This window comes from Streptomyces sp. NPDC037242 (assembly GCF_055604165.1).
Map to the genome: position 1 here is coordinate 38,608 of NZ_JBVJUY010000043.1, position 21,940 is coordinate 60,547.

Below are 21,940 nucleotides of genomic sequence, written 5' to 3' on the forward strand. Positions count from 1 at the left end.
CACTGGCTAGGCCGCGGCGCCGATCTCCTGCCGTTCGGCGCCTTCCGCGTTCTCGGCCGCGGGGGCGGGGGTTTCGCCCCGGCCCCGCGCGCCCTTGAGGAGGATGACCAGGCCGGCGCTGGTGGCCGTACCGGCGGCGATGGCGAGCAGGTAGAGGAGGGGGTTTCCGATCAGCGGGATCACGAAGATCCCGCCGTGGGGGGCCCGCAGGGTGCACTCGAAGGCCATCGAGAGGGCACCGGTCACCGCGCCGCCGGCCATCGCGGACGGGATGACCCGCAACGGGTCGGCCGCGGCGAAGGGGATGGCGCCCTCGCTGATGAAGGAGGCGCCGAGGAACCAGGCCGCCTTGCCGTTCTCGCGCTCGGTGCGGGAGAAGAGCCGGCCGCGCAGGGTGGTGGCCAGCGCCATCGCGAGCGGCGGCACCATGCCGGCGGCCATCACGGCGGCCATGACCTTCAGGCTGCCCTCGTTGGGGGTGGCGAGGCCGCCGATGGCGAAGGCGTAGGCGACCTTGTTGAGCGGACCGCCGAGGTCGAAGCACATCATCAGGCCGACGACGACGCCGAGGATGACCGCGTTGGCCCCGGAGAGGCCGGACAGCCAGTCGGTGAGGGCCTGCTGGAGCGAGGCGACGGGCTTGCCGACGACCAGGAACATCAGGAACGCGGTGACGGCCGAGCCGATCAGCGGCAGCACGACCACGGGCATGATCCCGCGCAGGGCCGCGGGGATGTTCAGCTTCTGCACCGCGAGGACGGTGGCGCCGGCGATGAGACCGGCGATCAGGCCGCCGAGGAAGCCGGCGTTGATGGTGAGCGCCACGGCGCCGCCGACGAATCCCGGTACGAGGCCCGGCCGGTCCGCCATGCCGTACGCGATGTAACCGGCGAGTACGGGCACGAGGAAGCCGAAGGCGAGGCCGCCGGTCTGGAAGAGGAGGGCGGCCCAGCTGGCGGCCTCGGTCCAGACGAAGTGTTCGGCCACGGAGGGGGCGTTGTTGATCTCGTACCCGCCGATGGCGAAGGCGAGGGCGATGAGCAGTCCGCCGGCGGCGACGAACGGGACCATGTAGCTGACGCCCGACATGAGCCAGGTGCGCAGTCGGGCCCCGTAGCCGTCCTGTGGTTGTCCGGCCTGCTCGACGGGGGTGGGTGCGTGCGCCTCCACCTCGCCACGGGCGGCCTTGTCGCGGGCCTCGGCGAGGAGTTCGGCGGGGCGGTTGATGCCGGCCTTGACGCCGACGTCGACAGTGGGCTTCCCGGCGAAGCGGGCCCGGTCCCGCACCGGGACGTCGTGGGCGAGGACGACGGCGTCGGCGGCGGCGATGTCCTGTGCGGTCAGCCGGGTGAAGCCCGCGGAGCCCTGGGTCTCGACGGTGATGTCGATCCCCGCCGCGGCCGCGGCCTGCTGGAGCGCCTCGGCCGCCATGTAGGTGTGCGCGATCCCGGTGGGACAGGAGGTGACGGCCACGACGCGCAGCGGCACTACGGGGCTCGGGCGGGCCGGCACACCGGCCTCGGCGGAACCCGATACCAGGGCGGCGGCCTCGGCCGGGTCGGCGACGCCCCGCAGGGCGGCGGTGAACTCCGCCCGCATCAGGCGGCGGGCCAGTGAGGACAGGATCGAGAGGTGGGCGTCGTCGGCGCCGGCGGGGGCCGCGATGAGGAAGACCAGGTCGGCCGGGCCGTCCGGGGCGCCGAAGTCCACCCCCGCGGCCGAGCGGCCGAAGGCCAGGGTCGGGGCGCTCACGTGGACCGAGCGGCAGTGCGGGATGCCTATCCCGCCTTCGAGGCCGGTCGGCATCTGGGCCTCGCGCGCGGCCACGTCCGCCAGGAAGCCTTCGAGGTCCGTGACCCGGCCCAGGGCGGCCATCCGCTCGGCGAGGGCACGTGCCGCCCCCTCCTTGGACTCGGCGGACAGGTCGAGGTCGACCAGTTCGGGGGTGATCATCTCGCTCATCGCTCGTCACTCATTTCGGACAGGGGGAGGTCCAGGGGCAGGTCCTGGGTGACGTGGACCGCTTCGGGGCGCAGGTCCGAGGGGGTCGGCATGGCGCTGCCGGGGAGTTGGACCGCGGCCGCGCCGTGGGCCAGGGCGCTGGCCAGGGCCTCGGCTCCGGTGCCTCCCCCGGAGCCCCCGGCCCGGGAGGGGCCCGCGGCGATCAGGAAGCCGGCCAGGGAGGCGTCGCCCGCGCCGACGTTGCTGCGGACGCGGGAGACCGGCGCGGTGCCGTAGAAGGTGCCCTCCGCCGAGGCCAGGAGCTGGCCGTCCGCGCCGAGGCTGGCCAGTACCGCGCCCGCGCCCAGCGAGCGGAGCTCCTCCGCCGCCTTGACCACGTCGGCCAGGGTGGACAGCGGGCGGCCCACCGCCGCGGCGAGTTCCGAGAGGTTCGGCTTGATCACGTCCGGGCGGGCCGGGAGCGCCGCGAGCAGCGCGGGGCCCGAGGTGTCCAGGGCGATCCGGGCGCCGGCTTCGTGGGCGCGGGTCACGAGGTCGGCGTACCACTCGGGGCGAAGGCCCCGCGGGAGGCTGCCGCAGCAGGCGATCCACGACGCCTGGCCGGAGCAGGTGCGCACCGTGTCGAGGAGGAGTGCCGACTCCTCGGGCGAGAGTTCGGGGCCCGCCGCGTTGATCTTGGTGAGGGTGCCGTCCGGTTCGACCACGGAGATGTTCGAGCGGGTCTGCCCCGCGATCGAGACCGCCGTGACGTCCACGCCCTGCGCGCCCAGCAGTTCGGCGATCAGCGTGCCGGAGGTGCCGCCGAGCGGCAGGACCGCCGTCGTGCGCACGCCCGCGGCGGCCACCGCGCGGGAGACGTTGACGCCCTTGCCCCCGGGGTCGACCCGGTCGCCGGTGGCGCGCAGCACCGCGCCGCGGTCCAGCGAGGGGACCTCGTAGGTCCGGTCGAGGGAGGGGTTGGGGGTGACGGTGAGGATCATACGAGCGCAACTTCCGTACCGGCGGCCTCGATCGCCGCCTTGTCGTCAGGGTCGATGCCGGAGTCCGTGATGAGGAGGTCCACGCCCGCGAAGGTGCCGAAGCGGGCGAAGTGCTCCTGGCCGGCCTTGGTGGAGTCGGCGAGGAGGACGACCCGGCGGGCGGCGTCCATCGCGGCCCGCTTGACCGCCGCCTCGGCGAGGTCGGGGGTGGTCAGGCCGCCGGCCGCGGAGAAGCCGTTGGTCGCGAGGAAGAGCACGTCGGCGCGGACCTCGGCGTACGCGCGCAGTGCCCACGCGTCGACCGCGGCGCGGGTGCGGTGGCGGACGCGGCCGCCGACGAGGTGGAGGTCGATGCCGGTGTGGTCGGCGAGCCGGGCGGCGACGGGCAGGGCGTGGGTGACCACGGTGAGGGCGGCCTCCAGCGGGAGCGCGGCCGCGAGGCGGGCGACGGTGCTGCCCGCGTCGAGGATGACGCTGCCGCCTTCGGGGAGCTCGGCCAGCGCGGCGGCCGCGATGCGGTCCTTCTCGTCGGCCGCGGTGGCCTCGCGCTCGGTGAGGTCCGGCTCGAAGCCGAGGCGGCCGGCCGGCATGGCGCCGCCGTGCACCCGGCGGACCAGGCCGGCGCGGTCGAGGGCCTTGAGGTCGCGGCGTACGGTCTCGGCGGTGACCTGGAACCGGTCGGCGAGGGACAGGACGTCGACCCGGCCCGCCTCGTGGGCGAGACGCAGGATCTCTTGCTGGCGCTCCGGTGCGTACATGTGGGTTTGGTTCCGTTCCGTGCCCGACTCTGTGGGTTCCCCCTTACCGTACGCCCACTTCGATCCAAAAACAAAGCAAACGGGCATGCCCGCCAACAGAAGCGGACATGCCCGTCAGAGTGCCGTACGGGGAGCTACCCGACCGGGACCTTCTCCGCGGCCGGCTCCGGCACGTGCGCCGTGCCGCCCTCGCGCTGGTCCACCGGGACCGCCTTGCGCGGCAGCATGAACATCACCGCGAAGATCACGACCAGTACCGCCGCGCACCACCACAGGGCGGTGCGGAAGGCGCCGACGTACTGCGGACCGAAGAGCACGCCCTTGTCGATCACCCCGAAGTAGACGACGGAGGTCAGGCCGAGGCCCAGCGCGTTGCCCATCTGGCCGGTGGTGTTGATCAGGCCGGAGGCCGAGCCCGCGTGCTCGCGCGGCACCTCGGACAGCACGGTGTCGGTCAGCGGCGCGATGATCAGGCCCATGCCGAGGCCCATGAGGACCAGCGGGGCCGCCATCTGCCAGGAGGCGATCTCCATGCCGTAGTGCTCGGACTCCCAGATGTACAGGAGCAGGCCCGCGGCCATGACCAGCGCGCCGGCCTGGAGCACCTTGCGGCCGAAGCGCGGTACGAGCTTCTGGACCGAGATGCCCGCGGCGGCCGAGACGGCCAGAGAGAAGGGGATGCCGGTCGCGCCGGACTTCAGGGCGCTCCAGCCGAGGCCCATCTGCATGTAGAGCGTCCAGACCAGGAAGAAGATGCCGGTCGCGATGCCGAAGGTGAGCTGGACGGCGATGCCGCCCGCGAAGCTCTTGACCTTGAAGAGGGAGAGCTCGACCAGCGGGGAGCCGTCCTTCTTGATCTTGTACTTCTCGTAGGCGATGAAGGCGGCGAAGACGAACGGCACCGCGCCCATGCACAGGAAGCCCCACAGCGGCCAGTCGTTCTCCCGGCCGTGGGTGAGCGGGAAGATCAGCATGACCAGGCCCAGCGTGGCGAGCACGACGCCGACCAGGTCGAGGCGCAGGGCCTTGGGGGCCTTGGACTCGCTGATGAACTTGCGGCCCAGGACCACGCCGGCGATGCCGACGGGCAGGTTGATCAGGAAGATCGGACGCCATTCGAGACCGAGGATGTTCCACTCGGTGAGCAGCGCGCCGAGCATCGGGCCCGAGACGGCGCCGAGGCCGACGATCGCGCCGAACATGCCGAAGACCTTGCCGCGCTCGTGCGGCGGGAAGGTGACGTGGATGATCGCCAGCACCTGCGGGACCATCATGGCCGCCATGGCGCCCTGGAGGATGCGGGAGGCGACGAGCACGTCCGGGTTGGGGGCGATGCCGCAGAGCAGCGAGGCGGCGGTGAAGCCGGAGATGCCGATGAGGAACAGGCGCTTGCGGCCGTAGATGTCACCGAGACGGCCGCCGGTGATCAGACCGGCGGCGAACGCGAGGGCGTAACCGGCGGTGATCCACTGGATGGCGCTGGTGGAGGCCCCGAGGTCGTCCTGCATCCGGGGTATCGCGATGTTGACGATCGTGACGTCGACCAGGTCCATGAAGGCCGCGGTCATCACGATGGCGAGCGCCAGCCAGCGGCGGCGGTCTGCGGGTGAGGTGGCTGTGTCGTTCCGCTCTTCTTGTACGGGCCCGTTCACGCTTTCGGGCGATGCCTGGGGTGTCTCGCTGCTCATGGAGAGAAACCTAGACGGCATCTAGGTCAGTCCGTGTCCTATTTGGCTGGCAGCCTTGATTGCATGACGGATACCCCGGCCCGGCTGCTCTCCTTGCTGTCCCTCCTCCAGACCCCGCGCGAGTGGCCCGGCAGCGAACTGGCGGAGCGGCTGCGGGTGAGCGCGCGCACCATCCGGCGCGACATCGACCGGCTGCGGGACCTCGGCTACCCGGTGGAGGCCACGCTGGGCGCGGACGGCGGCTACCGGCTGGTCGCGGGGGCCGCGATGCCGCCGCTCCTGCTGGACGACGAGGAGGCGGTGGCCATCGCGGTGGGGCTGCGGGCGGGGGCCGGGCACGCCATCGAGGGGGTCGAGGAGGCCTCCGTACGGGCCCTCGCGAAGCTGGAGCAGGTCCTGCCGGGGCGGCTGCGGCACCGGGTGAGCGCGCTGCAGTCGGCCACGGTCGCCCTGACCCGGGGGGACGGCCCGAGCGTGGACCCGCGGACGCTGACGGTCATGGCCTCGGCGGTGGCCGGGCCCGAGCGGCTGCGGTTCGCCTACCGGGCACGGGACGGGGTGGAGTCGCGGCGGCTGGTGGAGCCGTACCGGCTGGTGAGCGCGGGGAGCCGGTGGTACCTCGTCGCCTACGACCTGGAGCGCGAGGACTGGCGGACCTTCCGGGTGGACCGGGTGGCCGAGGCCTTCGCGACGGGGGCCCGGTTCGCGGCGCGGGAGCTGCCGGTGGACGCGGTGACGTTCGTACGGCGGGGGCTGCGGGGCGGTGAGACGTACGCGGTGGACGTGTCCTTCGCGGTGGCCCCGGCGGAGCTGCCGGGGTGGCTGCGCGGGCAGGCGGTGGCCGAGCCGGGGGGCGGGGCGCGGGCCCGGTTCGACAGCGGGGACTCGCCGGAGTGGCTGGCGGCCCGGCTCGCCCTGACCGGGCTGGCGTTCACGATCCACGCCCCGTCGTTCCTGGCGTCGGCGGCCGCCGGGCTGGCCGCGCGGCTCACATCGGCGGCGCCGACGGCGGAATGGGCGTAGTCGGCGGGCGCCGCACCGGGCAAGGGGGAGCCCCGGCGCCTGGGGGGGGATAGGCACCGGGGCTCGTTCGGGGGGCGGCCGCGTCAGGCCACGGCGTCGAAGCCGGTGTCGCGCGCCATCTTCTTCAGCTCCAGCAGCGCGTGCTTCTCGATCTGGCGGATCCGCTCGCGGGTCAGGCCGTGCTGCTTGCCGACCTCCGTCAGCGTCCGCTCGCGGCCGTCGTCGATGCCGTACCGCATCTTGATGATCGACGCCGTGCGCTGGTCGAGCTTGCCCAGCAGGTCCTCCAGCTCCTCGCTGCGCAGCAGCGAGAGCACGGACTGCTCCGGGGAGATCGCCGAGGTGTCCTCCAGCAGATCGCCGAACTGCGTCTCGCCCTCGTCGTCCACGGCCATGTTCAGGCTGACCGGGTCGCGGGCCCAGTCCAGTACGTCGCCGACGCGCTTCTCCGTCGAGTCCAGCTCGGCGGCGATCTCCGCGTGCTCCGGGTCCCGGCCGTTCTCCCGGTTGAACTCGCGCTGGATCCGGCGGATCCGGCCGAGCTCCTCCACCAGGTGGACGGGGAGGCGGATGGTGCGGGACTGGTCGGCGATGGAACGGGTGATGGCCTGGCGGATCCACCACGTCGCGTACGTGGAGAACTTGAAGCCCTTGGCGTAGTCGAACTTCTCGACCGCGCGCACCAGGCCGGCATTGCCCTCCTGGATGAGGTCGAGGAGCGGCAGACCGCTGCGCGGGTAGCGGCGGGCGACGGCGACGACCAGGCGGAGGTTGGAGCGGATGAAGACTTCCTTGGCGCGCTCGCCCTCGGCGGCCAGCGCCTCCAGCTCCTCGCGCGCGGGCGTCCTGCCCGTGCGCTCTATCGCACCGTCGAGGATCTGCTGGGCGTACACGCCCGCCTCGATGATCTGCGAGAGCTCCACTTCCTTGGCGGCGTCGAGCAGCGGGGTGCGCGCGATCTCGTCCAGGTACATCCCGACCAGGTCGCGGTCTGCGATCTCTCCGCCCACGGAACGGGCGCTGCTCGAGGACTGACGACGGGCGACGGCGCGGGTTGCCATGCGTGCTCCCTTGCGATGAGTTCGGTCGCGGTGCGGCTGCGGAACACGCCCTGATGCTCGGCCGGCGCGTCCTCGGACACTCTCCCGAGTGCCCGCTTCCGAAGGAAACAACGACTGGAATCGGGACAGAATTCCCACAGTGCTGCCTCTTTTTCGAGATCTTGCAGTACCCTGCCCGGCCACCAGCCGGGCGGAACGCCGCAAGACCCGGGAGAGGTGCAGGTCAGACCCCGGATGGAGACCGATCCGGAGACCCTCGCGGACCCGTACGACCACTGCGTCTGCGAGACCGCCGTCACCTTTGACGCAGCGCTCTCCCACCCTGAAGACGGCATGCACCGGCTCTTGGTTGCCTGGACCGGCGCTCGAATCGCTGGATACGCGACAAGCAGCTATTAGCGGCGACAAGCGGCCTATTTCAGCCGAACTGGAGGGAGCGCTTGGAGAGGCCCATCCAGAAGCCGTCCACCGTGTCGCGGCGGGCCGAGAGGTCGCCGGCGGCCTCCGCCGCGCCCAGGGTCACGAACAGCGGGGCGAAGTGTTCCGTACGGGGGTGGGCGAGGCGGCCCGACGGGGACTTGGCCTCGAAGTCGAGCAGGGAGTCCAGGTCGCCGGCCGCCAGTGCCTCGTGGCCCCAGGCGTCGAATTCCGCGGACCAGGACGGGACCCCCGGTCCGGTGTGGCGCAGCGCGGCGAGGTTGTGCGTGAAGAAGCCGCTGCCCACGATCAGTACGCCCTCGTCCCGCAGCGGGGCCAGCTTGCGGCCGATCTCCATCAGGCGGCGCGGGTCCAGCGTCGGCATGGAGATCTGCAGGACCGGTATGTCGGCCCCGGGGAACATCTCCACCAGCGGGACGTACGCGCCGTGGTCCAGGCCCCGGTCGGGGATGTCCTGGACGGGGGTGCCCGGGGCCCGCAGGAGGGCCCGTACCGAGGCGGCCAGGCCGGGGGCGCCCGGGGCGTCGTACCGGACCCGGTAGTAGTGCTCGGGGAAGCCCCAGAAGTCGTAGACCAGCGGGACGCGCTCGGTGGCGCCGAGGGCGAGCGGGGCCTCCTCCCAGTGGGCGGAGACCATCAGGATCGCCCGGGGGCGGGGCAGCCCGGCGGACCAGGCGGCCAGCTCGCCCGGCCAGATGGGGTCGTCGGCCAGGGGCGGGGCGCCGTGGCTGAGGTAGAGGGCCGGCATGCGGGTCCGCTCGGGTGCCGCCGTCTCCATCGTCTCGGGGTTCACGGGGCGCTCCATTCGTGGGTGCGGGGCCGGTATACGAAAAGACTAACCCCGCGTCGTTCAAATTTGAACGACGCGGGGTCATCAGTCATTCCCGGTACCCGGAGCCTCCGGTCGGCCGGGTCAGTGGGCGATCACCGGAACCTTGAGCTCGGCCTCGGCCTCGGCCCCGGCGCCCTCGCCGTCGCCGTCGCCCGAGGCGACCGGCCCGCCGGCGCCCGGACGGCCCGTGGTGATCAGGGTCAGGGCGATGACCGAGCTGGCGACGAGGATGCCGACCGCCCACCAGATCGCGGAGGCGTAGCCCTCGACCATGGCCTGGGCCTGGATCAGCTTCGCGCCCGCCCCGCCCGCCGCTGCCTGCGCCGCGTGGTCGGTCAGGTACGCGGTGGTCGCCGAGGCGGCGATCGTGTTCAGCAGGGCGGTGCCGATCGCACCGCCGACCTGCTGCGAGGTGTTGACCATCGCGGAGGCGACACCGGCGTCGGCCGGCTCCACCCCGTGGGTGGCCAGGGACATGGCGGGCATGAAGGCCGTACCCATGCCGAGGCCCAGCAGCAGCTGCGCCGGCAGGATCAGCGCCGGGTACGAGGACCCGACCTCCAGCTGCGTCAGCAGCAGCATGCCGGTGGCGGCGAGCAGGAAGCCCGGGCCCATCAGCAGGCGCGGCGGGACCCGCGTCATCAGGCGGGCGCCGATCTGCGTGGAGCCGGCGATCATGCCCGCGATCATCGGGAGGAAGGCGAAGCCGGTCTTGACGGGCGAGAAGCCCTTCACGACCTGGAGGTAGTACGTGAGGAAGAGGAACAGGCCGAACATCGCGATGACGGCCAGGCCGAGCGAGAGGTAGACACCGCCGCGGTTGCGCTCCAGCAGGACGCGCAGCGGCAGCAGCGGGGACTTCACCTTGGACTCGACGAAGACGAAGGCGGCCAGCAGCCCCGCGGAGGCGACGAACATGCCCACGGTCACGGCGTCCGACCAGCCCGCGGACTCGGCGCGGGTGAAGCCGTACACCAGCGCGACCAGGCCGAGCGTGGAGAGGATCACGCCGGGAATGTCGAGAGGGGCGCGGTTGCGGCCGCCGGACGGCTCGCGGATGACCATCCAGGCACCCACGGCCGCGACGATCGCGAACGGGATGTTGACGAAGAAGGTCCAGCGCCAGTTCAGGTACTCGGTGAGGAAACCGCCGAGGATCAGGCCCACGGCGCCGCCGCCGCCGGCGATCGCACCGTAGATCCCGAAGGCCTTGGCGCGCTCCTTGGCGTCGGTGAACATGACGGCCAGCAGCGAGAGGGCGGCGGGCGCGAGCAGGGCGCCGAAGGCTCCCTGGAGGGCGCGGGCGCCGAGCATCATCGCCTCGCCGGTGGCGGCGCCGCCCAGCGCGGAGGCCAGGGCGAAGCCGGCCAGGCCGACGACGAACGCGTTCTTACGGCCCCACTTGTCGGCGATGCGGCCGCCGAAGAGCAGCAGTCCGCCGAAGGCCAGGGCGTACGCGGTGATGACCCACTGGCGGTTGCCGTCGGAGATGCCGAGATCGGTCTGGGCCGAGGGGAGGGCGATGTTCACGATGGTCGCGTCGAGCACGACCATCAGCTGGGCCAGGGCTATGAAGACGAGGGCCTTCCAGCGGCTGGGGTCGGCTGAGGTCAACGTCAGCGGCGGATTCGCGGCTGTTTTTGACATGGGGGTACCCACTTCATGGTGCGAAATGACTGAAAAGGATGGCTCAGTAAGGTTTTAGGGAGGTTGTGACGCTAACGGGCGCGACCCTGGGCGTCACATGGTTTTCCGCCTCAGGTCCTCCAGCGTGGCCGCGGAACCCGGCAGCTCGGAGCGGGCCGGAGTGCGCAACCCGTCGAGGAACAGCTGGAGATGGCGGTGGACGAAACGGTCCACCTCGAAGCAGGCGATGCCGGGGAGCGGGCGCGCGAGCTGGGACATGGCGATCATCAGGTCGCCGGCGCCGATGTCGGTACGGATCAGCCCCGCGGACTGCCCCGCCGCCATCAAGGCCTCGGCCGCCTCCTCCAACTCGATGCGCGCGGCGTCGAGTTCGGGGTGGTCGCGGTCGAAGTCCCCGTCGAGCATGGGGCACAGGGCGCCGATCCGCTCGTCCGCCGCCGCGTGCGCGAACCGGCACAGCGCGGCGAAGGCGTCCGGCTCCTCCCGCAGCGCGTCCTGCGCCTGGGTGGTGACCCGGTCCATCACGAACAGCACGACGTGGTGCACGAGGGCGGCCCGGTCCGGGAAGTGCCGGTAGAGCGTGGCATTGCCGATACCGGCCCGGCGGGCGATCTCGTCGAGCGGGGCGCCGGCGCCGAACTCCACGAACACCTCGCGCGCCGCTGCCAGGATGCGCTCCCGGTTGCGTACGGCGTCGGCGCGCGGCCGTGGCACCTTGGCCTGCGCGGCGGCGATCGTGGTGGGGCGCTTCATTTCCGGGCCTCCTGGCACTGGCACTGGTACTGGCACTCGTACAAGCGGGGAGCGGGTCCCCGTTTCAAGTCGGACTCAAGTGCAAACGGGGATTACGTCCCCGGTTATTTCACTCGTTGGTGTGACCTGGGTCACACCGATACGTACCGTTTTGTCCCGTTTGGACGCTTTCGGCGCGCGGGAGCGCCGCAGCCGTCGGAGGGTGAGCGCACAGAGCGCAGACCGGACCCGGCCGGCTGCCGCGGACCCGAAGGCCGATCTCCATGCCGCAGACGCGCCACCGGATACGCAAACCGCACCGCACCAGCGCCTACATCGGCCTCACCGCGCTGGCGCTCGGCGTCACGGCGACCGCGAGCGCGGGCATCTCCAACCGCACCCACTCGGCCTCCGGGCCCGTGGCCTCGACCGCCGAATCGGCGCTCGCGCCCTGCCGCATCGCCGGCACGATGGGCGTGCAGATGTCCGAGGGCCTGCCGACCCCGCCCGGGTACGCGCGCTCGACCGGCGAGGTCCGTGCACTGAACCTGATGATCGACTTCCCCGACGCCAAGGGGGAGGGCGCGGCCGGCGACCGGCTGGCGGAGTTCTTCCCGCAGACCTCCGACTGGTTCCGGACCAGCTCCTACGGCCGGCTCGACTACCGGGCCGAGGCGCCGGTGCGGAACTGGCTGCGCATGCCGATGCCGTTCGCGGCGTACGGGATCGAGCGCGGCTCCCCGTACGAGCCCGGCTACCGCCAGCTGGTCGAGCACATCGTGAAGGCCGCCGACACCGAGGTCGATTTCTCCCGGTACGACCTGGTCAACATCCTGGTCACGCCGAACGCCGGTCCCTCGGCGCTCGACGCCGTGCTCTCGGTGACCTTCTCCGGCAACAGCGAGGCGCCCATGGCCGACGGGGTGCCGCTCGCCAACACGTCCTTCGTCTACAGCCGGCAGGACGACGGCTCGGGCTCCTACCGGGAGACCGGCTACCGGGTGCTCCCCCACGAGAACGGGCACGTCTTCGGCCTGCCCGACCTGTACACCGCCGACGGCGGGGGCACGGTCGGGCACTGGGACATCATGAGCGAGGACTGGGGCGCCAACAACGACCTGCTCGGCTGGCACAAGTGGAAGCTGGGCTGGCTCGACGCCTCCCAGATCAGCTGCGCCGGCAAGTCCGGCGTCAGCGACCACGTCCTGTCCCCGCTGGCGGTCGAGGGCGGCACCAAGCTGGCCTTCGTCCCGGTGTCGGAGAGCGCCGGTTACGCGGTGGAGGTGCGCACCAGGGCCGGGAACGACGAGGCCGTCTGCAAGCCGGGCGTACTCATCTACAAGGTCGACTCCGACGTGGACACCGGGCGCGGCCCGGTGATCGTCTCCGACAGCGCGAACGCGAGCGGCGGCTGCACCAGGCGGCCCAACGTGCACGCGGAGCTCTCGGACGCGCCGTTCCGGCCGGGCGAGACCTTCTCCGACGAGAAGGCGGGCATCGGCATCTCGGTCGTCGGCGAGCTGCGCAACGGCAGCTACCAGGTCCGCGTGACGCGGCCGTGAGGGCGGGCCCGGCACCGGCGGGCCCGGCACCGGAGGCGGGGCTCGGGGCGGAGCGGGCGCGGGAGCGGGCCGGATGACCCGGTTCGGGACCGGCGGCGGCACCGGGTCCGGCCACTCGGCCCGCCGGCTACCGACCTCCGGCCCCCCGCAGCACCGCACCCGGGCGGCGACTGTTGAGGCGTAAGGCGTAAGCGTCACGACGTAGGGAGACCCCGTGAAGGCCTTCGCGCTGCGCCGCCCCGGCGAGCCGCCCGCCCTGGTCGAGCTCCCGGTCCCGCGACCGGGGCCCGGCGAGGTCCTCGTACGGACCACGGCCGCGCTCATCTGCGCCTGGGACGGCCACACCGCCGCCGCCGCGCCCAGCGGGCTCGGCCACGAGGCCGTCGGCGTCGTCGCGGCCGTCGGGCGCGGGGTCTGCCCGTCCTACGTCGGCCGCCGCGTCGGCGTCGAGGGGCACGGGCGGCTCGCCGAGTACTTCCGCGCCCCGGCGGCCGGGGCGGGGCTGGTCCCGCTCCCCGACACCGTCAGCGACCACCAGGCCCTGTACGCGGCCGGGGCGCTGCCCACCGGCTTCGCCGCCGCCGAGGAGGCCGCGCCGGCCCCCGGCGGGAGCATCGCGATCTTCGGACAGGGCACGGTCGGGCTCAGCGCCACCGTGGCCGCCGGGCGGCTGCGCGGGGCGCGGGTCATCGCCGTGGAGCCGGAGATGAAGCGTCAGCGCTTGGCCCTGCGGTTCGGGGCGGACGTGGTGGTGGACCCCGCGTACGAGGAGGCCGCCGAGCGGCTCCTGGAGCTGACGGGCGGGGCCGGGGCGGACTGCGCGATCGTGGCCACCCCCTCGCCCGGCGCCGCGCGGGCGGCCCGCGCGGGCACTGCCGAGGGCGCGAAGGTCACGTACGCCCGCTGCCGACCGCCCCGGGGGCGCGGTGAGCGGCTGGCGCGGGCCCTGCACCTGATCGGCGACGGGCTCGTGGAACCGACGGTGATGACCACGCACGAGTTCCCCTTCCACCGTGTCGGGGAGGCGTTCGCGCGGCTCGGCGCCCGCGAACCCGGCATGATCAAGACGATCATCCTGTTCCCGCGGCCCGCGGGACCACAGCAGCCGACGGAGACAGGAGAGCCGCGATGACCGCGACGCCCAGCACCCCCGAAGAGCGCCTCGCCGCGGCCGGGCTGAAGCTCCCGCCGACCCCCGAGCCCGTCGCCGTGTACGTGCCCGCCGTACGCAGCGGGCACTACGTCTACACCTCGGGCCAGCTCCCGATGGTGGACGGCGCCCTGCCGCTGACCGGCAAGGTCGGCGCCGAGGTCACCGCGGAGCAGGCCAAGGAGCTGGCGCAGCAGTGCGCGCTGAACGCCCTGGCCGCCGTCACGTCGGTCACCGGGGACCTGTCGGCCGTCAAGCGCGTGGTGAAGGTCGTCGGCTTCGTCGCCAGCGACCCGCACTTCACCGGCCAGCCGGGCGTGCTCAACGGCGCCAGCGAACTGCTGGGCACCGCCTTCGGTGACGCGGGCATCCACGCGCGCAGCGCGGTCGGCGTGGCGGTGCTGCCGCTGGACGCCCCGGTCGAGGTGGAGATCACCGTGGAGCTGCACACGCCGATCGGCGTCTGATCAGTCGTTGTTGAAGGTGACCTGGTAGTCGCGGCCCTGGAACACCTGCGCGTTGAACGTGCCGCCGCTGATGGTGTTCGTCGTGTTCTGCGCGGAGACCGTCTGGGCCGCGCGCCATTCTGGGTTCAACTCGTCGAGCAGCTCGGTCAGTTCGCGTACGGCCGCCGGGTCGTTCTCCAGCGCGGCCCGCAGGCGGTCCCGCCAGGCCTCCTCGACGCGGACCGCGGCGGCCTCGTCGCCGTCGGCGCGGGCGACGAGGAGTTCCGCGCGGGAGGCGCGGAGTTCGGCCTCGGCGGCCGGGTCGGCCGAGTCTGCGGGGTCGGCGTCCGGGTCGGCTGCGTCCGGCCGGCCGAGGAGGCGGGCGAAGCGTCCGCTCGCGTAGGTCCAGGCCTCCGAGGCCATGAGGCCGACGATCGTGGTCGCACCCGCCGTCACCAGTGCCGCAACATCCATGCGGGCCACGCTAGCCGTAGGGTGGCCGCGGCGGGCACGGATCGGGAAAGCGGTGGTGTGTGTGCGGACGGAGCGGGCACTGCCGGCCCGGAGGTGGCTCACGGTGCCGGCCGAGCGCACAGTGCTGGGCGTCATCCACAACGTCACGTCCGCGACCAGGCTGCTGGACGTCCTCGCCGTCTTCGAGGGGGATCCGCGCGTCCGGGTGGTGTTCACGTGCACGGGGTCCTCGGTCTTCGAGGACGGTGTCCCCGAATTCGTCTCCGCGCACGGGCTGTTCTTCCTGCCCTGGGAGAGCGCCCTGAAGGAGGAATTCGACCTCGCGGTGAGCACCAGCCGCGGCGGAGACCTGGAGGCGATTTCCGCACCTCTCATCGGCACCCCGCACGGCGCCGGATACAATAAAAAGCTCATCCGGAATCCGGAATCCGGAATCCGGAATCCGAGGCAGAGGCAGAGGCAGAGGCAGGGGCTTTCGGGCTGTCGCCCGAGTGGCTGCTGCACAACGGTGAGGTCGTCCCGTCCGCGATCGTTCTCTCGCACGACGAGCAACGCTCCCGCCTGGCGCGCGACTGCCCCGAGGCCCTCCCGTACGCCCACGTCGTCGGGGACCCCTGCGCGGACCAGCTGGACGCCTCCGCCCCCTTCCGTACGGAATACCGCACGGCCCTCGGAATCCGGCCGGAACAGAAACTCCTGCTCATCACCTCCACCTGGTCCGATCGATCCCTCCTAGGGTCCGCCATCGAATTCCTGGAGCGGGCAATCGCCGAATTGCCGTACGACGAATTCCGCGTCCTTGCCGCCATCCACCCCAATGCCTGGTACGGGCACGGCGGATTCCAGATCGGCCAATGGCTGGAGCGCGCCCGCCGGGCCGGGCTGATCCTGCCGCAGCCCGCCGGCGCGACCTGGAAGGCCGCGATCTGCGCCGCCGACGCCTTCGTCGGGGACCACGGCTCGCTCAGCCTGTACGCGGCCGCGCACGGACTGCCCGGGCTGCTCGCCGCCTTCGGTGCGGGAACCGTCGCCGCCGGCTCCCCCATGGACTGGCTCGGCGGGCAACTGCCCCGCGTGGACCCGGTCCGCCCGCTGGCCGAGCAGCTCGCGCAGGCCGTCGCCCTCCCCGGGGCCGCCGCGCGCGTCACCTCGCGCCCCGGCCGCTCGCTCGCCCTCCTCCGCGCCCTGTGCTACCGGCACCTGAACCTCCCCGAGCCGGGCTTCCCCGTACTGCCGCGGCCCGTCGCGGTACCCGGACCCGGCGCCGTACGCAGCCCGTTGGGCCCCGCGTTCTACGTCGACACCCGCGTCCGGGGCCGGGAAGTACGGGTCCGCCGCTACCCGGCCGAGTTGCAGGGCCGGGGCGCTGCCGCCGCCCATCTCGGCGCCGACGTGCACGTGGTGGCCAACGCCGCCGAGCCGGACCCGCGGCTGCGCGGCCTCGCCGATGTGCTGGTGGCGCGCCCGGACGCGGACCCGACGGCGGTGTTCGCCCGGAACCCCGGATGCGCGCTGGTCGTGACCGGGGCGGGGCTCCTCGCGCTGCGCTCCGGGCGGGAGTTCGAGGCCCCGGTCGGCGCCGAGCCGGCTGCGGCCGCGTCGGCCCTGCTGGCGCTGCTCGGCGAAGGCCTCGACCCCGAGGGCGGCTGCACCCTCCGGATCGGCGGCGCGACCTCAGCCCTGCGCTTCACCCCGGCCGGGGGCCGCGGCACTGCCGGCCAGGCGGATGCGGGCCTCCTCGGCCCGGACGCTGCGCAGTGACCCGTACAGCTCCAGAGCCGCCTGCCAGTCGGCCCGGGCGGCCTCCGGGTCGCCGAGGGCCCCGCGTACGTCTCCCCGTACGAGCACGGCATCGGCCCGGTTGAGCGACGGATCGGCGAACGCCTCCAGGGCCAGCGCCAGCGGCTCCACCGCCTCCTGGGGGCGGCCCGCGGCGAGGCGGGCCATGGCGTAGCGCAGCCGGGTCTTGGCGGCGTTCCCCGTATCGGGCACGGGGAGTGCGAGGAACCCGTGCAGGGCCTGCCCCAGGTGTGCGACGGCCTGCTCGTGCAGCCCGGCGGCGCTCGCGGCGTTGCCCTGGTGGTACTCCAACAGGGCGCGTCCGCGCGGGTGTTCCAGGCCGCCGAGGGCGCCGAGGGCCTTCCCGTACAGCTCCAGGGCCGTCTGCGGGTACCCCTGGGCGGTCGCGATCCGGCCCAGGCCCTCCAGGGCGGAGGACTCGGTGCGCTCGTGCCCGATCCGGCGGGCGTTCTCGCGGGCCGCGCCGTAGTGCAGGATCGCCTCCTCCAAGTCCTCGGCCGAGCCGCGGTCGTTGAGCGCGAAGGCCAGCTCGAAGTGCATGCGGGCGAGCATGAGTTCACCGGCCCCGCCGTCCCGGGCGGCGGCGTCGAGGGCGAGCCTGGCGATGCGGATCCACAGCGAGTGGTGGCCCCGGTCGAGGAACATCGCGTGCACGGCCTCGGCGAGTTGGCACAGGCGCCCGGGCTCGATCTCGCGCAGCTCGGCGACGGCCACCAGGTTGTTCCGGTCCGCCTCCAGGGCCCCCAGGGCCTGCGCCCGGTCCGCGAACACCCCTGCCAGCGCCTCGGATCCGGGTTCGGCGAAGAGCGGGCCGGCCCGCCAGCGCGAGGACAGCCGTAGCTCGGCGGCGCCCGCGCGGCGCACGTACCAGTCGATGACGCGTTCCAGGGCGCCCCGCGACTCGGGGTCGGCGGCGGCCAGGATCTGCGCGTGCCCGTGCAGCACCCCGTTCAGGCGGGAGCGCCCGGGCTCGGACCGCTCCAGCAGCCCGGCGGCGTAGAGGGGGCCCCGCACCCCGGGCGCCAGCTCGTCGAGGAACGCGTCGGCGAACTCGGGGGTGGGGTGGGCCCCGAGGAGGCGGAATCCGCGCCGTACTTCCGGGTCGAGGGCCTCGTAGGCGAGGTCGAAGAGCCGCCGGGGCATGTCGAGGGCCTCCAGGACGTTCTCCCGGGCGATCCGGGCCGCCAGCCCCTCGACCCCGTCGAACATCGGGTCGGCCGCCCGGGCCGCGGCGATGCGCACCACGTACGGCAGTCCGGCCGAGGCCCGCAGCACCGTGCGCAGGGCCTCGCCAGCCGGTACGTCCTCCCCCGCGACGGCGCGGAACAGCTGGGCGCACGCCTCCTCGTCCAGCTCCGGTACGACGAGCCGCACCGGCAGCCGCCCGTCCTGCTCGTCGCGCTCGAAGGCGCCGAGGCGGAACCTGCTGGTCAGCACCACCATGCTGGCGGGATGCCCGGGGAACAGCTGCCGGACCTGACTCGCGGAGACGACCCCGTCGAGGACCACGAGCGAGGGCCGGCCGGCGGTCAGACTGCGGAACCGCCCGGCCAACCCGTCGACGGTGCCGGGCAGTTCGGCGCGCGGGGTGCCGAGCACGCCGATGAACGACTCCAGCACGGCGGCGGCCTCGGCCGCGCCCCCGAGGCCCTGGGGGCTCATGTCGGCGTAGAACACCCCGCCGGGGAACTCGTCCTTGCGCTGCTGCGCCCAGTGCAGCACGAGCCCGGTCTTGCCGACGCCGAGCGTCCCGTGCAGCAGCACCAGCAGGGGCGCCCGCCGGGCCTCGCGGCCGGCGAGCAGCTCGTCGAGCCGGGCGCGGGGCGCCTCGCGGTCGACGAACCCGTCGGGGCCGAAGGGCAGCATGCGGGGCACGGGTTCGGGCGCGGGCCGGTCCATGGGGCCATGCTGGAACATCTTGGGATCACGCCCCAGGAAGACCGGGCCGTTGAAGGTCCCCCCGGAGATGTTGCTGCTCACCGATTCCACGCGGCGCAGTTTCCCAGCCCCCCGACCCGAACGTCACCCTCCCGCCCGATCATGGCCGATACCCACCCCTCTTTGACCGGCGCCGTGCCTCCGGCACTCCCCGCCCGCCAACGCCCCGAAACCCGCAGCTCAGCGCCTCCGGGCGGGCGCAGCCGGAGCGCGCGGGAATCGGGGCGACCGGGCGGAGCCTGATCCGCTAGGCTGTCAGCGGTCAGACGGCTACGAGGCGCGCGCCCAAGCCGACTACCCCCGCCTTCGTAGCTCAGGGGATAGAGCACGGCTCTCCTAAAGCCGGTGTCGCAGGTTCGAATCCTGCCGAGGGCACAGTGCGTCGCGGGCCGTGGGCCTCCGGATCGGGAACGGTCGGAGGGCTGCGGCCCGTTGGCGTTTACGGCGTCAGGGGAGCGTGACGCGGGCCTGCGCGCCGCCCGTGGGCGGGTTGGTGAAGGTCAGGGTCGCCCCCAGGGCTTCCGCCTGGCCCGAGGCGATGGTCAGGCCGAGGCCGTGGCCCTTGTTCATGCCCTCCGTACGGAAGCGCTGGGGGCCGGCCGTGCGCAGGTATTCCGGGTAGCCGGGGCCCGCGTCGGTCACCGTCACCGACCGGCCCTCGACCGTCACCGTGACCGGGGCCTCGCCGTGCTTGTGGGCGTTGGCTATGAGGTTGCCGAGGATCCGCTCCAGGCGGCGCCGGTCCGTCTCCACCCAGTGCGAGGAGATCACGACGAGCTCCGTCGCGGTGCCCGAGGCCCGGATCGTACGGGCCGCGAGGTCCGCCAGGTCGCAGGCGTCCAGGTCCACGCGCTCGCTGCGCGTGTCCAGCCGGGAGATCTCCAGCAGGTCCTCCGTCAGCGAGCGCATCGCCCTGACCCGGTCCCGGACGAGTTCGGCCGGGCGGCCCGGCGGGAGGAGTTCGGCCGCCGCGTTCAGGCCGGTCAGGGGGGTGCGCAGCTCGTGCGCCACGTCCGCCGTGAAGCGCTGCTCCGCTTCGAGCTTGCGCTGGAGGGAGACGGCCATCGTGTCCAGCGCCCGGGAGACCGCCGCGACCTCGTCCTTGGCCCGTACCGGGTCGTTCACCCGGGCGTCCAGGTCGCCCGCGGTGATCCGGCGGGCCACCTGCGCCGTCTGGTGGAGGCGCCGGGTGATGCGGGTGACGCCGAACGCGCCGATCAGGAGCGTCCCGCCGATGGCCAGCACCGAGGAGCCGAGGATGGCCCGGTCCAGGTCGGCGATGGTCCGCTCGCTGCCGGTGAAGTCCACCGCCGCGGCGATCACCCCGTCGTGGTCGGCCGGCGCGGCCGCCCACATCACGGAGCGGCCGTGGCGTTCCCCGACGGCCGTTCCGCGCTTGCCGGTCGCCGCCAGCCGGCGCAGCTCCCCGGGGAGGCCGTCGGGGTCGATCCCCTCGCCGCGCGGCATACGCGCGCCGCTCTCGTACAGGGTGATGTTGCGGTCGAGTTTGCCGAGCGCCTTCTCGCGCGCCGTGCCGACGGTCTGGTGCGTCATGGCGCTGTGCACGAGGCCACCGAGCAGCGCCGCGAGCCCGCAGCACATGAGGGTGATGAAGACCGCGGCCTTCCAGGTCAGGGTCGCGGTCCAGGCGGGCAGGCGCGGCGGCTTCGGGGGACGCGCGGGCTTCGGAGGACGCGGGAGACGTATCAGCGGGACTCCTCCGGGTTGCGGATGATCTCCATCAGCCGCTTCGACATGTACCCCTCGTCCGGGCGCCACGACCACACGTCACGGCACTCCGTGCCGGACGTGCCGCTCAAGGACCGCACGATGAGGTCGTGTGCGGCCAGCTCGACGCCGATGACGCGCTGCGTGTCGTTCATGATCTGCCGGACGTGACCGTCCAGGTACGTGTACACGCGGATGTTGAGGTGATGGTCGGCCCGCTCCATGCCGAGGATCAGCTCCTGGTGACCGTCCCCGGTCAGGTCACGGTAGTGGGCCTCCCTCACGGAGCAGCCGCCGGGCTCCGCATCGGCCGCGCACGGGTCCGGCGCGAGGCCCGGGACCGCCTCCCCCGCCAGGTCCGCGGCCAGCACCTCGCGGGGCGGTACGTCGCGCAGCCCGCCCGGCGCCGGTACGCGGATCCCCGGCACGATGTGCGGGGCCGCCCGGTCCGGCCCCCGGGCCGGCGGGGGCGGGGCTGGCGGGCGCTCGGGCCACAGCCGGTCGGGGCCCTGGGCGCGCGGGGCCGGCTTGCCGTGGTCGGCGACCTGGACCCCGCCGTCCGCGCCGGCGTCCGCGGCGCAGCCGGCGAGCGGCAGGGCCGCCGCCACGGGCAGCGCGGCCAGGGCGGCGCGCCGGCGGGCGGAGGGCTTGCGGGCGGCGGGCTTGCGGGTCACGCCGCTCATGCCACCAGGTCGGCGTAGAAGATGACGTTGTTCGTGCGGTGGCCGTCCTTCAGCTCACCGCCGCACGTCAGCAGGCGCAGCTCGGGGCGGGCGGTGTCGCCGTAGACCTTGTCGGTCGGGAATTCCTTCTTGTTGACGTCCTCGATCTCGCGGATCTTGAACTTCGCCGTCTTTCCGTCCTCGCGCGGCACCTCGATGAGGTCGCCGAGCTTGATCTTCTTGACGTCCTTCATCAGCGCCGGGCCGTACTTGGTGTCGAAGTGGGCGACGAGTACGGCGACGCCCTTCTCGCCCGGGGTGACGCCCTCGGTCCACCAGCCGGGGTTGTTCGCGTCGGTGTCGGCGTCCGGCACGCCCAGCTCGCCGGAGCCGGGGTCCACCTTGAGGTCGACCATCTTCTTCGCGTCCACGCCCGCCGCGTCGATCTTCATGCCGGTCGGCTTCGACTTCGGCAGGGCCGCCGCTCCGCTGTCCGGGGCGGGTGCGGAGGCCGTACTGCCGACCTTGGGGTCCGGGGGCAGCTTCGTACCGCCGCCGCCGCTGCCGTTGCACGCGGCGAGGCCGCCGGAGACGGCGACCGCGAGGGCGGTCGCCGCCACGGCCCGACGGGTGCGGCGCGTACGGGAGGGGGCGGGGCGGGGCGCGAGCGAGGTGCGGGTCATGGCGTACTCCGGGCGGCGGGGCGGACGGGGTCCGGCGGTGGGACGGGGCCTGGGGCAGGACGGAGCCCGCCCTGGGGCAGGACGGAGGATCGGGACGGGGTCCGCCCCGGGGCGGTGGCCGACGGGGGTCGGGGACGGGACGGGGCCGGCTCCGGCGGCTGGGCGGGGGTCCGGGGCGGGACGGGGTCCCCTCCGGGACGGGACCGGGGGTGCGGGGCCCGCTCCAGGGGCGGGCAGGACGAGATCCGGGGGCGGGACGGGATCCGGACCAGCGGCGGGACGCGGTCCGGACCGGGAACAGGACCGGGACCCGGGGGGAACCCGCGGGAACCCGGGGGAACCCGGGGGAACCCGGGGGTGCCCCCAGGACGTGGCC

General features: G+C 73.4%; 18 protein-coding genes and 1 tRNA gene. 6 read left to right on the forward strand and 13 right to left on the reverse strand.

Going from position 1 to position 21,940, the window contains the following annotated elements; translation table 11 throughout:
- Positions 1-6: 6 nt before the first annotated feature.
- The 4 genes from ACZ7GJ_RS34735 to ACZ7GJ_RS34750 form a co-directional block, all read right to left on the reverse strand.
- The gene (locus ACZ7GJ_RS34735; protein WP_470757483.1) at positions 7-1,962 is read right to left on the reverse strand and encodes a PTS fructose transporter subunit IIABC; all 1,956 of its coding nucleotides are present in this window, start codon (positions 1,960-1,962) and stop codon (positions 7-9) included.
- On the reverse strand, positions 1,959-2,942 hold the full coding sequence (gene pfkB / locus ACZ7GJ_RS34740; protein WP_470757485.1) for a 1-phosphofructokinase: 984 nt from the start codon (positions 2,940-2,942) through the stop codon (positions 1,959-1,961). Before pfkB ends, ACZ7GJ_RS34735 begins: the two co-directional genes overlap by 4 nt.
- Positions 2,939-3,700: a DeoR/GlpR family DNA-binding transcription regulator gene (locus ACZ7GJ_RS34745; protein WP_470757486.1), complete on the reverse strand. Its 762-nt coding sequence runs from the start codon at positions 3,698-3,700 to the stop codon at positions 2,939-2,941. The genes pfkB and ACZ7GJ_RS34745 overlap by 4 nt, the downstream gene beginning before the upstream one ends.
- Positions 3,701-3,834: 134 nt before the next feature.
- The gene (locus ACZ7GJ_RS34750) at positions 3,835-5,388 is read right to left on the reverse strand and encodes an MFS transporter (protein WP_470757488.1); all 1,554 of its coding nucleotides are present in this window, start codon (positions 5,386-5,388) and stop codon (positions 3,835-3,837) included.
- Positions 5,389-5,451: 63 nt separating this feature from the next.
- On the opposite strand from ACZ7GJ_RS34750, the gene ACZ7GJ_RS34755 reads away from it, so the two are divergent.
- Positions 5,452-6,411, forward strand: a complete 960-nt coding sequence (locus tag ACZ7GJ_RS34755; protein ID WP_470757489.1) for a helix-turn-helix transcriptional regulator — start codon at positions 5,452-5,454, stop codon at positions 6,409-6,411.
- An 83-nt stretch (positions 6,412-6,494) separates the two neighbouring features.
- Here the strand turns inward: ACZ7GJ_RS34755 and ACZ7GJ_RS34760 are convergent, their stop codons facing one another.
- The 4 genes from ACZ7GJ_RS34760 to ACZ7GJ_RS34775 form a co-directional block, all read right to left on the reverse strand.
- Positions 6,495-7,472: a sigma-70 family RNA polymerase sigma factor gene (locus ACZ7GJ_RS34760; protein ID WP_470757491.1), complete on the reverse strand. Its 978-nt coding sequence runs from the start codon at positions 7,470-7,472 to the stop codon at positions 6,495-6,497.
- Positions 7,473-7,890: 418 nt separating this feature from the next.
- Positions 7,891-8,688 carry a dioxygenase family protein gene (locus ACZ7GJ_RS34765; protein WP_470757523.1) on the reverse strand — a complete coding sequence of 266 codons (798 nt, stop codon included), beginning with the start codon at positions 8,686-8,688 and terminating at the stop codon, positions 7,891-7,893.
- A gap of 135 nt (positions 8,689-8,823) precedes the next feature.
- Positions 8,824-10,389 (reverse strand): MFS transporter, encoded by a 1,566-nt coding sequence (locus ACZ7GJ_RS34770; protein ID WP_470757493.1) that lies wholly within the window; start codon positions 10,387-10,389, stop codon positions 8,824-8,826.
- Positions 10,390-10,482: 93 nt separating this feature from the next.
- Positions 10,483-11,142 (reverse strand): TetR/AcrR family transcriptional regulator, encoded by a 660-nt coding sequence (locus ACZ7GJ_RS34775; protein ID WP_470757495.1) that lies wholly within the window; start codon positions 11,140-11,142, stop codon positions 10,483-10,485.
- Positions 11,143-11,405: 263 nt separating this feature from the next.
- Here ACZ7GJ_RS34775 and ACZ7GJ_RS34780 point away from each other — a divergent pair, with 263 nt between their 5' ends.
- The 3 genes from ACZ7GJ_RS34780 to ACZ7GJ_RS34790 all read left to right on the forward strand — a co-directional run bounded on the left by ACZ7GJ_RS34780 (position 11,406) and on the right by ACZ7GJ_RS34790 (position 14,300).
- A complete protein-coding gene (locus ACZ7GJ_RS34780; RefSeq protein WP_470757497.1) occupies positions 11,406-12,683 on the forward strand; it encodes a M6 family metalloprotease domain-containing protein in 1,278 nt (425 codons plus the stop codon).
- Between the two features lie 214 nt (positions 12,684-12,897).
- Complete coding sequence (locus tag ACZ7GJ_RS34785; RefSeq protein ID WP_470757499.1) at positions 12,898-13,815, forward strand: zinc-dependent alcohol dehydrogenase; 918 nt, start codon at positions 12,898-12,900, stop codon at positions 13,813-13,815.
- The gene (locus ACZ7GJ_RS34790; protein ID WP_470757501.1) at positions 13,812-14,300 is read left to right on the forward strand and encodes a RidA family protein; all 489 of its coding nucleotides are present in this window, start codon (positions 13,812-13,814) and stop codon (positions 14,298-14,300) included. The genes ACZ7GJ_RS34785 and ACZ7GJ_RS34790 overlap by 4 nt, the downstream gene beginning before the upstream one ends.
- On the opposite strand, the gene ACZ7GJ_RS34795 is transcribed toward ACZ7GJ_RS34790, so the two are convergent.
- On the reverse strand, positions 14,301-14,753 hold the full coding sequence (locus ACZ7GJ_RS34795) for a hypothetical protein (protein ID WP_470757503.1): 453 nt from the start codon (positions 14,751-14,753) through the stop codon (positions 14,301-14,303).
- A 774-nt stretch (positions 14,754-15,527) separates the two neighbouring features.
- Between ACZ7GJ_RS34795 and ACZ7GJ_RS34800 the strand changes: the two genes are divergently transcribed.
- Positions 15,528-16,514 (forward strand): hypothetical protein, encoded by a 987-nt coding sequence (locus ACZ7GJ_RS34800; protein WP_470757505.1) that lies wholly within the window; start codon positions 15,528-15,530, stop codon positions 16,512-16,514.
- Here ACZ7GJ_RS34800 and ACZ7GJ_RS34805 read toward each other — a convergent pair.
- Positions 16,428-18,542: a hypothetical protein gene (locus ACZ7GJ_RS34805; RefSeq protein ID WP_470757507.1), complete on the reverse strand. Its 2,115-nt coding sequence runs from the start codon at positions 18,540-18,542 to the stop codon at positions 16,428-16,430. The genes ACZ7GJ_RS34800 and ACZ7GJ_RS34805 overlap by 87 nt on opposite strands.
- A gap of 251 nt (positions 18,543-18,793) precedes the next feature.
- On the opposite strand from ACZ7GJ_RS34805, the gene ACZ7GJ_RS34810 reads away from it, so the two are divergent.
- A tRNA-Arg gene (locus ACZ7GJ_RS34810) sits at positions 18,794-18,866 on the forward strand.
- 72 nt (positions 18,867-18,938) lie between these two features.
- Here ACZ7GJ_RS34810 and ACZ7GJ_RS34815 read toward each other — a convergent pair.
- From ACZ7GJ_RS34815 to ACZ7GJ_RS34825, 3 genes are all read right to left on the reverse strand, one after another.
- Positions 18,939-20,093, reverse strand: a complete 1,155-nt coding sequence (locus ACZ7GJ_RS34815; protein ID WP_470757509.1) for an ATP-binding protein — start codon at positions 20,091-20,093, stop codon at positions 18,939-18,941.
- A 104-nt stretch (positions 20,094-20,197) separates the two neighbouring features.
- Positions 20,198-20,902 carry a hypothetical protein gene (locus ACZ7GJ_RS34820; RefSeq protein WP_470757511.1) on the reverse strand — a complete coding sequence of 235 codons (705 nt, stop codon included), beginning with the start codon at positions 20,900-20,902 and terminating at the stop codon, positions 20,198-20,200.
- A complete protein-coding gene (locus ACZ7GJ_RS34825) occupies positions 20,899-21,564 on the reverse strand; it encodes a sortase domain-containing protein (RefSeq protein ID WP_470757513.1) in 666 nt (221 codons plus the stop codon). The genes ACZ7GJ_RS34820 and ACZ7GJ_RS34825 overlap by 4 nt, the downstream gene beginning before the upstream one ends.
- Positions 21,565-21,940 lie beyond the last annotated feature (376 nt).